This is a genomic window from Gluconobacter sp., from assembly GCF_047723935.1.
Classification (GTDB): Bacteria; Pseudomonadota; Alphaproteobacteria; order Acetobacterales; family Acetobacteraceae; genus Gluconobacter.
In genome coordinates, this window is the sequence record NZ_JBDOBO010000012.1 from 1 (window position 1) to 11,736 (window position 11,736).

General features: G+C 56.6%; 11 protein-coding genes. 4 read left to right on the top strand and 7 right to left on the bottom strand.

The window, feature by feature from the left end:
- Positions 1-158: 158 nt before the first annotated feature.
- On the top strand, positions 159-1,706 hold the full coding sequence (locus tag ABF979_RS06805; protein ID WP_415558699.1) for a tetratricopeptide repeat protein: 1,548 nt from the start codon (positions 159-161) through the stop codon (positions 1,704-1,706).
- Between the two features lie 82 nt (positions 1,707-1,788).
- Here ABF979_RS06805 and infC read toward each other — a convergent pair whose 3' ends face one another.
- From infC to ABF979_RS06830, 5 genes are all read right to left on the bottom strand, one after another.
- Positions 1,789-2,310, bottom strand: coding sequence for a translation initiation factor IF-3 (gene infC, locus ABF979_RS06810; RefSeq protein WP_046900620.1), 522 nt, complete (start codon positions 2,308-2,310; stop codon positions 1,789-1,791).
- Positions 2,311-2,471: 161 nt separating this feature from the next.
- Positions 2,472-4,409: a threonine--tRNA ligase gene (gene thrS, locus ABF979_RS06815; protein WP_415558701.1), complete on the bottom strand. Its 1,938-nt coding sequence runs from the start codon at positions 4,407-4,409 to the stop codon at positions 2,472-2,474.
- A gap of 111 nt (positions 4,410-4,520) precedes the next feature.
- Positions 4,521-5,606 (bottom strand): hypothetical protein, encoded by a 1,086-nt coding sequence (locus tag ABF979_RS06820; RefSeq protein WP_415558703.1) that lies wholly within the window; start codon positions 5,604-5,606, stop codon positions 4,521-4,523.
- Positions 5,603-6,511, bottom strand: a complete 909-nt coding sequence (locus ABF979_RS06825) for a glycosyltransferase family 9 protein (RefSeq protein ID WP_415558705.1) — start codon at positions 6,509-6,511, stop codon at positions 5,603-5,605. Before ABF979_RS06825 ends, ABF979_RS06820 begins: the two co-directional genes overlap by 4 nt.
- 82 nt (positions 6,512-6,593) lie before the next feature.
- Positions 6,594-7,223 (bottom strand): nucleotide exchange factor GrpE, encoded by a 630-nt coding sequence (locus ABF979_RS06830; RefSeq protein ID WP_064274586.1) that lies wholly within the window; start codon positions 7,221-7,223, stop codon positions 6,594-6,596.
- 184 nt (positions 7,224-7,407) lie between these two features.
- Here ABF979_RS06830 and ABF979_RS06835 point away from each other — a divergent pair, with 184 nt between their 5' ends.
- Together ABF979_RS06835 and ABF979_RS06840 are read left to right on the top strand one after the other, a co-directional pair.
- Positions 7,408-8,178 carry a response regulator transcription factor gene (locus ABF979_RS06835; RefSeq protein WP_086633513.1) on the top strand — a complete coding sequence of 257 codons (771 nt, stop codon included), beginning with the start codon at positions 7,408-7,410 and terminating at the stop codon, positions 8,176-8,178.
- A 40-nt stretch (positions 8,179-8,218) separates the two neighbouring features.
- On the top strand, positions 8,219-10,042 hold the full coding sequence (locus tag ABF979_RS06840; RefSeq protein ID WP_415558707.1) for a stimulus-sensing domain-containing protein: 1,824 nt from the start codon (positions 8,219-8,221) through the stop codon (positions 10,040-10,042).
- 154 nt (positions 10,043-10,196) lie between these two features.
- Here ABF979_RS06840 and ABF979_RS06845 read toward each other — a convergent pair whose 3' ends face one another.
- Together ABF979_RS06845 and ABF979_RS06850 are read right to left on the bottom strand one after the other, a co-directional pair.
- Complete coding sequence (locus tag ABF979_RS06845; RefSeq protein ID WP_202207061.1) at positions 10,197-10,580, bottom strand: UrcA family protein; 384 nt, start codon at positions 10,578-10,580, stop codon at positions 10,197-10,199.
- 171 nt (positions 10,581-10,751) lie between these two features.
- Positions 10,752-11,102, bottom strand: a complete 351-nt coding sequence (locus ABF979_RS06850) for an endoribonuclease L-PSP (protein WP_237389889.1) — start codon at positions 11,100-11,102, stop codon at positions 10,752-10,754.
- 126 nt (positions 11,103-11,228) lie between these two features.
- Between ABF979_RS06850 and ABF979_RS06855 the strand changes: the two genes are divergently transcribed.
- The gene (locus ABF979_RS06855; protein WP_237389890.1) at positions 11,229-11,693 is read left to right on the top strand and encodes an HPr kinase/phosphorylase; all 465 of its coding nucleotides are present in this window, start codon (positions 11,229-11,231) and stop codon (positions 11,691-11,693) included.
- Positions 11,694-11,736: the final 43 nt, after the last annotated feature.

Sequence of the window (11,736 nt, forward strand, 5' to 3'; positions counted from 1 at the left end):
CGGACTTGTAATGTCCAATTTTAAAAGAGAATTTCTTTTAAATTATTAACTTATTTCAATCGTATCAAAGATATGGTTTCAGAAACGATGTGATGAACGAATGGAGTTTGAGGAATTCTTAAGAATTTCCTCTTACAGACCAAGGACGAGGAGTCGGAATGACCACACTTTCCCCCAGCCCCTGTCTGCTTACACGTCGTACCTTCACAGAATATTTGCGAGTAGCAGTCGGCCTGGAAGAAGTGGGGCAGCGTGAGAGTGCTATCGACGTTCTGCGAGAGGCAGAAACGCTTCTGCCAGAAAGGCCTGAAAGTCTTTTTCTTCTTGGTGGCGTTTATGAGCGTCTTCAGTGCTGGGAAAAGGCATCTCTGTTCTATGGCAAGGCCCTCGAAGCAAGGCCTCATGCGGCAAGGGTCTGGCATCGACTGGGCATCGCCCTATTGCATCGGGATGATCTGGGAGGGTCTATCAAAGCTCTGGACACTGCCGTGCAGCAGGACCCGGCTATTCCTGAGTACGCGACCGACATGAGTATGGTTCTGTCACGCGATGGACAGTTTGAAGCGGCGCTGGGTTTCGTACAGTCTGCCTTAAAAATGCAGCCCGCTGATGCAAATGCTCTCAATAACGCCGGTCATATTCTCCAATGTTTGAACCGCTCTGCAGAAGCCTTGCAGTTCTACGATGCTGCGCTTCAACGGTCTCCTGATCATCCCGTTATCCGTTTTGGCCGTGCGACGGCTTTGCTGAAATCGGGTGATTTTCTTTTAGGATGGCAGGAATACGAAAGTCGTTGGCTCTCTTCGAGAACAGTCAGGGCTGATATCGACGCGCCAGTCTGGGAAGGGGAATCTCTGAAGGGATGCACCATTCTTGTTCATCACGAACAGGGATATGGAGACACACTGCATTTTATCCGCCTGATGCCGATACTGGCCCAGAGGGGTGCAAAAGTTGTAGTGCAGGTTCCAGTTCCATTGGTACGGCTTGTTCAGCGTGTAGCGGGCGTATCCCGGGTAGTCTCGGTTCTCGATCCTGCCGACAGCTTCGACTATCATTGCCCGATGATGAGCCTTCCCGTGAGGCTCGGACTGACGGCAGAGTTTGTTGGACAGTTTCCCTACCTGTCTGTGTCAGAAGAAGACATGACAACTCAGGGAGGTAAGCTCAGCGCCCGGGTTCAAGGTTCCTGCCAGCCTCCGGATTTTATCGTCGGGCTTGTCTGGAGCGGAGATCCAAGACCTCATGACCTGCGTGCAACGCAGACGGATCGCCGCCGCAGCATGTCGCTGGAGACATTGAGGCCTTTGTTTTCAGTAAAAGGCGTGCGTTTCGTAAGTTTCCAAATGGGAGCAGCCCGCCATCAAGTTGCTGAAACCGGCTTTCCACTGGTTGATGGGACGGAGAATATTCTCGATTTCGCTGATACTGCTGCCAGACTCTCAGGTGTGGATCTTCTGATTACGGTGGATACGTCCATGGCTCATCTGGCGGGTGGACTGGGCAAACCCGTCTGGATGCTGTCACGCTCTGACGCTTGTTGGCGTTGGGGAGATGCAGGAACTCAGACCGCCTGGTATCCGGATATGCGAATTTTCCGTCAGCCTGTGGCAGGAGATTGGGGGAGCGTGGTTGACGATGTCCGGCTCACTCTTGTCCGGCTCATGGATTTGTATCGCGGCTATCAGCTTGAGGCCGGCCAATAGGCGAGTTCCAAGACTAAAGGCATAAAAAAAGCAGCCTTCCGAAGAAGGCTGCTTTTCCTGTGGATCTCGTAAGAACCCGGTTTTAGCGCGGAGCTATAACCATGAGCATCTGACGGTTTTCCATACGGGGCATCTGCTCAACCTTGGCCTTTTCTTCGACCTCGATGCGGATGCGCTCCATCATCTTTGCACCCAGCTCCTGGTGAGCCATTTCACGGCCCTTGAAGCGAAGGGATACCTTTACCTTGTCGCCATCATCCAGGAACGAGTTGATGGCCTTGAGCTTCGTCTGGAAGTCATGCTCGCCCGTGCCGGGACGAACCTTCACTTCCTTGATCTCAACGACCTTCTGCTTCTTGCGGGCTTCGTTCTTCTTCTTCTGCTGCTCATACTTGAACTTGCCGTAGTCGAGAATCTTCACGACAGGAGGAACAGCGGTCGGGCTGATTTCCAGAAGGTCGAGACCCACCGAAAAAGCGCGCATCAGGGCATCCCGGGTCGTCATGACGCCCTGCATTTCGCCTTCTTCGTCAATCAGACGAACCTGCGGAACACGGATTTCCTCGTTGACGCGCGGCCCCTCACGTGTGGGCGCGGCCTGCATCGGCGGTCTAGCTATGGTCAGCTCCTGTCGTAATTTTCATACAAGGACCAGCCCCGACCCGAACGCCTGCACCTCATCAAAGAGGAGCGGGTTTCGATCTTTGCCGATCCCATTCCTTTTGCACATAGTCCTGCGCCCTTCCGGGCGCAAGGGTATTACGCTCAATCCTTCGAAAACCGGGCGATATCAGGTGGGGTGGCCTCGGCTGTGAGGGCTTTTACAGCGTCTTCGAGTCCCAGAATTTCCTGATTGGCGCCCCCAAGGCGACGCATCGCCACTTTGCGCTCTTCTGCTTCACGGCGTCCAACCACCAGAATAACCGGAACGCGCGCAAGGCTGTGTTCGCGGATCTTGGCGTTGATCTTGTCATTGCGAACGTCGGTTACCACCTGAAGCCCGGCTGCCTTCAGTTCGGCAGCAACCTCATTGGCGTAATCAGCAGCATCGGAGACGATGGACGCCACCACAACCTGCGTCGGTGCCAGCCAGAGCGGGAACTTGCCAGCATACTGCTCGATCAAAATGCCGATGAAGCGCTCGAAGCTGCCCAGGATGGCGCGGTGCAGCATGACCGGGCGATGACGCTGGCTGTCTTCACCAATATAGGACGCATCCAGACGTTCCGGCAGTACATAGTCCACCTGAAGCGTACCGCACTGCCAGTCACGCCCGATGGCATCCGTCAGAACGAACTCCAGCTTCGGGCCATAGAAGGCGCCTTCGCCAGGGTTGTACTCGTACTCAACACCAGCGATTTCACAGGCCGTCTTGAGCGAGCTTTCGGCCCGATCCCAGACTTCGTCAGAGCCGGCGCGCGTCTCCGGACGGTCCGAAAACTTCACGCGGAAGCTCTCGAAGCCCAGATCCGTATAAACCTCGGCCAACATCTTCACGAACTTTGCGGTTTCATCCGCAATCTGATCGTCCGTGCAGAAGATATGAGCATCATCCTGCGTGAAGCCACGAACGCGCATGATGCCATGCAGCGAGCCGGACGGCTCATAACGATGGCACGCCCCGAACTCAGCCATACGCAGCGGCAGTTCACGGTAAGACCGCAGGCCATGGCGGAAGATCTGCACATGGCACGGGCAGTTCATCGGCTTCAGGGCGAGGGTTTTGTCCTCATCCTCAACCTGCGCGATGAACATGTTCTCGCGGTACTTGTCCCAGTGACCGGAGGCTTCCCAGAGTGCACGGTCCACAAGCTGTGGCGTGCGGACTTCCTCGTAACCATTCCGGGACTGTGCGCGGCGCATGTAGTCCTGAAGGACCGTGTACAGACGCCAGCCCTTGTGGTGCCAGAAGATCTGTCCGACGGCTTCTTCCTGAATGTGGAAGAGATCCATCTCGCGGCCAATCCGGCGATGATCGCGCTTCTCGGCTTCTTCCAGACGCATCAAATGAGCGTCCAGCTCCTTCTTGTCGCGCCAGGCTGTGCCGTAAATGCGGGTCAGCATGGGGTTGCGATGGTCACCACGCCAGTAAGCACCGGCCACGCGCATGAGCTTGAAGGCCGTGCCAACGTCTGCTGTGCCGCGCAGATGCGGGCCGCGGCAGAGATCGAGCCATTCGCCCTGACGGTAAATCGAAATCTGTTCGCTTTCCGGCAGATCGCGGATCAGTTCGGCCTTGAAGTCCTCACCCTTCTCTTCAAAGAAGCGGATGGCTTCGTCACGGTCCCACACTTCACGGGTAAAAGGGGCGTTGGCAGCGACGATTTCGCGCATCTTGGTTTCGATGGCTTCGAAGTCATCCGGCGTGAACGGTTTCTCGCGGGAGAAGTCGTAATAGAAGCCGTCCTTGATGCTCGGACCGATCGTGACCTGCGTTTCCGGCCAGAGCGACTGCACGGCTTCTGCCAGAACATGCGCCGCATCATGGCGGATCATCTCAAGAGAGGCATCGTCCTTCTTTGTGACGAACTTGACGGCCGCATCGTCCGTAATCTCGGTTGCGAGATCGACGAGTTTGCCGTTCACCTCCATGGCCAGGGCAGCTTTTGCCAGCCCCGGGCCGATGGAGGCCGCGATAGTCGTGCCCGTCACGGTCCCGTCGAACGTGCGGACGCTTCCGTCGGGGAGTGTGATGGCGGGCATGGGATCGCTCCTCTGCGATTGCTCCCGGCAGCCCTCTGCCGGGAAAAAGACACGCGTAAATGGCCCCAATCGGGGATTGGCCGCAAGCCCTGCACCGGCCGGAAAGCGGATTTATACGGTAGGAACTGCCGCCTGAAGCAGAAATGGCTCCATTCCGCTGGCATTCGGGCCCCGTCCTTCGCGCCATCCGGCGTCCATGTAATGGATCAGCGGCCAGATGCCATAGAAGGCGTCTTTCACCACATCTTCATTCTCGTGGGCATAGGACAGGGGGTCAAACAGAACGTATTCGTGCTGTGATCCGTCTTGCAGTCGACGATGAGTCAGAAAATTCTGTGGAACATGCACTGGGAACTGCGGCGCGGCCGTATCTCCGAGGATTGGCGCAGGATCTACGCCTAACGCCCGGAAATGGTCTGCGATGACGGGCGCATAAATATCGGGCGTGTGCAGGTAGCTGCGGAGGAAATCTTCCTGACTGGCCTGAAAATAGTACCGAAGATGATATCCCTCTTTGGGGTTCTCGGGTGTGATCTGGCCCGCTCTCGGCTTTTCCCCTGGAATTGCGCCAGCGATATGAGCGAGCTTCTGACGGGCAAAGCGGCGTATGTCTTCGTAGTCAGGTCGGTTGTGTAAGTGGAGATGCACAAAAGGCGTCCGGACGCAGCGTTCTGGATAAATTGTCTGCGGCGCATGTAGGCCCCGGTCTAGCCCAACAATCGTGTGGGCTTTGAACAGCGCCCTGGGAACCGATTGTGGTCGGTAGTAATTGGGAGCATTGGGCACGTTCAGGAGAAGGCGATCGGTAATCAGGGTCGCCTGTTCTTCTTTCAGAAGTTCAAACTGTGCGCGGATTTCTGCAGGATCTACCGAGAGGCGGTCCAGGAAGAACGCAAGAAATTCATCGCAATCCATAGGAAGCGCAAAATCGCAAGCATCCTCTGCATCCCAGCCCCGGATAATGTCCGTAAAGATTTCCCCTTTTCGCAGGAAATCTTTGTGGGCCCGATATTTGCGGATGATCTGCACACCCTGCGCTTCATAACGCTTTTGCACATCCTTGACGTGGGGGTTTGTAGAGCCGTTGTCGACAACGGTCAGATTGGAGAGGCCGAAAATAGCTCCGTGCCAGAGGATCCATGGCTCAAGAAGCGTGGCCTCGTTCTTCTGCATCGTGACGCAACGGATAACTGTCATGCGGGGAGGAGAGCCTCTATGCGCGATGCAGGTAACAGAGCCAGATCTGGAACATCCAGAATGGTTGTGCGTCCCGGTGTAAGCGAAAGCGGAGCCGTCAGGCGTGGATCACTGTCCTGGGAAAACAGGGCGATGATGGGACGGTCCATAGCGGCTGCCAGATGGATTGGGCCTGTATCGTTGCCAATGACAAGGTCAGCTCTGTGGAGAACGCCTGCCAGCTCAACCAGACTGGTCTGTCCCGTGAGGTCCAGGGCGCTCGGGCAGTCCTGCAAAATCTGTGCAGCAAGAGGCTTTTCGGCCGCACAGCCTACAATGACTGGAGTCAGGCCGCGGGCAGCAACAGCTTGAGCAATTTCTGCAAACCGTGTGACGGGCCAGCGTTTCTGAGGGCGATGTGGGGCCGCTCCGGGAATAAGCACGACGGATCGACCGGAAATCTCTGGCCCATGTCCTTTCAGCCAGTCCGGAACCTCTCTGGGGATGGGCTGGACGCCCGCAGCGCGTAGCTGATCTTCAAGACGCGTCAGCGTGTGCATCTCATTGCGGGACGGATTGGCATGCGGATGGCAGCAGCCATCAGAGATGCCGGACCAGTTGCGTGGTCTGCCTGCAAGTCGGAAATAAGTGCGAGACCGCCCTGAGGTCTGAAGATCAAAAATGCGATCAAATCCGCGCAACGCACGTGACAGGCGAAGCAGAGCGACTGGGTGTGCCAAAGACGGGCGACGATCCGTCGTGACGTCATCGAACCAGGGGGCGGCTTTTGCCAGCGCCACGAAGGGAGGGGTCGTCAGCAGGGTGATGCTGTCGTGCGGGAACGCGGCCCGGATCGAAGCGAAGGCCCCAAACGCCTGAACGAAATCGCCCAGAGCACCGAGCTTGATGACAAGAATGCGACTCATGACCCTATTTTCTAACAGGGTCTGACGGAACGCCAACCATTAGAGCTGACGTTCCGCAAAAAGAAATCCTGCGTGAGCGGGATCAGGCGGTCGTGTCGAGACCTGGAGACGCCTTTGCTGCATCAGCTTCCGGCGTTCCCTTAGCGACAACAACCATGGCTGGCTTCAGCAAACGGCCCTTCAGAAGCCATGCTGGCGTCCAGGACTGCATGACGTGGCCGGGCGTATGCTGATCAGAGGGCTGTTCCGCCATGGCCTGATGCAGGTTGGCATCAAACGGCTTGCCGGTCGGGTCTTCACAGGTGATGCCGTGACGTTCCAGAATGTTGATGAAGGACCGTTCCGTGCCTTCAATTCCTTCACGCAGCTTTGTGATGAGGCTGTCTTCGCCTTCGGTCTTCGTCGGAAGGGAAGCAAGGCCGCGCTGGAGATTTTCAGCTGCCTCGACAACGTCACGCGCAAATTTCTGAATGGCGTACTGACGAGCGTCTTCCACATCCCGCTTGGCGCGGGCGCGGATGTTCTGGTTCTCTGCTTCAGAACGGACCCAGCGATCCTTGAGTTCGGCCACTTCGGCTTCAAGAGCCTCAATGCGCGCTTCCGGCGTGGTTTCTTCCAGCGTTTCGCCGCCGGTTTCGTTCATGCCGGGGGTCTCGACGCCCTGCTCAGGCACGTCGTTTACAGTTTCCGGCGTAGTCTTCTGGTCTGTCATGTCACGACCTTATCTTGTGGGACGGGCCAACTCATGGCCCCGTTCTTCTTCAGGAGATAACGCGGATTGTCTCAAAGACAAGGGTTGCAACGTGGTAGGATGTCATTGAAATGCCTATTTCCCGCCACAGTGCGCCATGCGTTATAGATAATCTACGCATCAGATTTTAGCAGACGGACCCCATATGGAGACGCCACACACTTCCTTTCCGCCTCAATCGGCCAACTGTCAGACGCCTTCTGGCATCGCTGCAGCACCGATTATCGCGCTTGTGGATGACGATCGGAACATTCTTGCTTCCGTCCAGATGACCCTCGAATCCGAAGGGTTCACCGTTCACACCTATACGGATGGTGAAAGTGCGCTTCAGGGAATCACCAGCCGCCCGGTCAGCCTGGCGGTGCTGGACGTCAAGATGCCGCGCATGGACGGTATGGAGCTGCTTCAGCGCCTGCGCGCCCGATCCAACCTTCCTGTCATTTTCCTGACGTCGAAAGACGAGGAGCTGGATCAGCTCATGGGGCTGCGCCTCGGGGCTGACGATTACATCACCAAGCCGTTTTCCCAGCGTCTGCTGATCGAACGCATTCGTGCATTGCTGCGCCGCCAGGATGCCAGCCGCGCCGAAGCGGCAGGAGCCACAACCGTGGGCTCAGCCATCGTTCGTGGTCAGCTTTCTCTGGATGAAACACGACATCAGTGCCTGTGGGGCGGTCAGGATATTGCCCTGACGGTCACAGAGTTTCTTCTGGTGAAGGCGCTGGCCATGCGCCCGGGAATGGTGAAGTCCCGCGATCAGCTGATTGATGCGGCATACGGCGACAACATTTACGTCGATGACCGGACGATCGACAGCCACATCAAGCGAGTTCGCAAGAAATTCCGGCAGGTGGATGACAGCTTCAATCAGATCGAAACGCTCTATGGCATTGGGTACCGTTACAAGGATGAGTGAGGCGCTGTGACGGGTTTGCTTGTGAGGCAGAAGGTACGTCATGGGTCGTAGAGAGCCGGCCCATGCACTCCCCTATGATCTGGATTCGGATCGCCTTGAGCAGGGGCGCGACCGTCGTCGTGCAGCGGCCGTTAGGGCTGGTGTCTGGCAGTCTATCCGTCGTGTGCTCAATGCGGGAACGGGGGGAGACGGGGATCGCAGTCAACGGCGTAGGCTCGCCTCACCTCTGCTGGGGCGTATTCTTCTTCTGAACATACTGCCCTTGGCTCTTTTGGCTGTGACATTGCTGTTTCTGGACCAGTTTCAAAACGGCTTGCTCGAAACGGACGTCAATGCCCTGCGCGAGCAGGCTCACATTTATGCCGCTGCCATCGGTCAGTCGGCCGTCAGTGCCGCTCCCAAAACAGGTGGCAAACCTGCGCCAGGCGGTGATTATGTTCTTGATTCCCGCGCAAGGCCGCTCCTTGCGCGCCTGACAGAGCCCAGCCCCAATGCTCATGCCCTGTTGTTTGATCCGGATGGCAAGCTGGTTGCGGACAGCCGGACGGAACCCAAACTGCCCCCTAAAGCTGTGGCACCCGACGCAGTTCCTGAGGGAGAAACATGGCATCCACCGCGAAACAACGCGCTGGAAACCTTTTATGACTGGCTCCTGTCGCTGCTGCCGCTCACATCCAGCGAAGGCATTGTCACACTCGATACGCCAGATGCAGCAACTGACGGCCCCCATGATGCACAGCCGCTCAGAGCGCAGTCTGAACTGCCGCCCTTCATCCGTCGGACCAAGGATCATCAGCTGGTCGTGACGGTTGTAGAGCCTGTGGTGCATGACGGGCTGACGGTCGGGGAAATCCAGCTGACCCGGCATGCCCCGGAAGTAGATCGATCCTTGTTTGCGGTTCGCTCTTCCATCCTGTCGCTTGTGCTGGCGGCGTTGATCGTAACGGTCCTGCTGTCCTGGTATCTGTCCCTGACAATTGCTCGCCCGCTGCTGACACTGGCGCGTGCCTCGCACGAAATGAGGGAATCTGACGGGCGCAAGGACCTCGTCCCGGAGCGCCTCTTGGCCAGACGTGACGAAATCGGTGTTCTGGCGCGCTCACTGCGTGGAAGTGCTTTGGCTTTGTGGGCGCGTATGGATGACATCGAACGCTTTGCTGCGGACGTCAGTCACGAAATCAAGAACCCGCTTTCATCTATCCGGTCAGCCATTGAAACACTTCCCAGAATTGCCATTCCGGAGCGTCGGGATCGTCTGTTGGGGATCATCAACAGTGACGTCAAACGGCTGGATCGTTTGATTACGGATATTTCGGATGCAAGCCGGATCGACGCCGAGCTGTCACGTGTGCGGCCTGAACCCGTAACGGTTGTGGCGCTGCTCGCCATTCTGGCCGAGATGCACCAGACCACGCGTAAGGAAGATGCGCCAATTCTGCGTCTTGACGTGAGAGAACAAGAGCCACCTCTCAAGGCTTTTGCTGTTGAGGACCGTCTTGTTCAGGTGTTGCGAAATCTGATTGGCAATGCCGTTTCGTTTTCGCCTCCCAATGGAATCATCGCGCTTCATGCCAGTGCGCGCGAAGTGGCCGGCAATGGCCCCGGGACTGGTAGCGTGGTGGAAATCACCATCAGCGATCAAGGACCTGGAATTCCACCAGGAAAGCTCGAAAGCGTCTTTGACCGCTTTTATTCAGAGCGGCCGCAGACTGAGAATTTCGGGCAGCATTCCGGCCTTGGTCTGGCGATCAGCCGGCAGATCATTCACGCTCTGCGTGGCAGTCTGTTTGCCGAGAATATTGTGGATGCTTCTGGCACAATCTCCGGTGCATGTTTCGTGGTCAGGTTGCCCCGCGCTTCCTGATCTGCGCAGCGAAACATGCTGATACGCTGCGTGTCCAAATTGATTTCCGCTGACGATAATGCCCGTCTGCTGTTCCGTGCCGCCTTCCTGCAAGAGAAGTGTAGCGGCAAACGGAATCGCCAGCGTAAGGATGCACAGGGGCGGAATAATATCCTTAGCCATGCGGGTAGGCGTCGGGCTTGGCAGCAAGCAGAACGTGACCAATCCGATGGTTGTTTCTTTGTTCGGATCTGATGTCCCGAAGAGTCTCTAAAGCGCCTTTACGGGCTTCTGCCGCGCAGGACGCAACATCGTCCGGCGTCGCCATATCCATCGGATTCGAGATGTTACATACGGCTCGGGATGCATCGTCAATTCGATTTTCTGCGGTTCGCCACCCCTGTTTGGATGTCAGATCCAGACCGGAGACGCTGATTGTCTGGCTGGACGTCGTAGGCACGACAGCGGGCAGAAGGGGAGCTGCCATGCTCTGGGAGAAAGGAACAAGCGAAAGTGCAGCTACAAGGACAGTGCAGGCGGAGAAGGGAATACGAGACATGACGAGGGCCTTTCTGCGTGAAAGAGGAAGCAATTATTTCGCTCAATTTTCACTATGCAGAAGGCGTGCCAAACGTGATTTTTGGCGATAAAAATTATCTAAAAAGCACGCGGAATGAGAGTGTGTCCGAAAAAATGGTTTCTAGGGCTATTTTGTGGTGCGTTACGCCATTTAAGGTGATGGACTGGCAATCAGGCTAAGAGCAATCCGCTGATTGGTGTCTGGAAAACCCTGAACAATCCGCAGCGTCAAAGCCGGTCTGGCTGCGGCCAACGCTTCCCCAAGGGCGCTTTGACACTGACTGAAGCCGTCTCCTTCACGTAGCATCGCAGCGACATGGCGGGTCTGATCAAGGGTCAGTCCATGTTCCGCCAGAGCATCGGAGATCGCATTGAGCGCAGCCTGACACTCTTCGGCCAGTCGCTGCGGGCGTTCTCCCTGCGGGCCAAGACCGTCAAAGTCCGTGCACGTCACTTCGTCACCGTGAACGGTAACAATATCATTCCTAGAAAAATCGCCCATAAGATCCGTATTTCCGATTCATCATCGGAGGCTGCGGTAGCCTCCCCAGACTCTTGATGAGCTGATGGCGATACAGCTCAATCTATCGCAACTGCTTCTAGCTCTGTCTTGAAAAGGTCGCAATCAGTGTCATCTCAGAAACGGTTTCCTGAAAGCGAAACATTTTATGCGTCCTGCGTGGCACGTGACGGGGATGCGATCCTTCTGTGTGGCCCTCCCGGCTCTGGAAAGTCGACGCTTGCCCTGCAGTTGATGGAGCGTGGCTTCTCTCTTGTGTCTGATGATCGCGTCCAGTTGAAGGGACGATTGGTGAGGGCCCCGTCTGCGCTGGAAGGGCTACTTGAGGTTCGGGGAGTAGGAATAATCAGGACACCCTTTGTCACAAATGCGAGAGTGATTCTCAAAGTGCTGCTGGGGGGGCAGGGTGCCCGTTTGCCGAGCGCGGAAAAAGACCCTCAGACCGGGGCTGTTGTTCTGCATATAAATGGCTGTCTTCCGGGGGATTCGTCCCGTGTGGCCGCGGCCTTTCTGGCCTGCCGCGGAACCTATGACTGGGTGGTGGGAGCAGGGGGCGATACTGCGGGAATCTGAAACTGCGAAATAGTTCCTTCTGTTCTGAAAAAGGGCTAGAGTA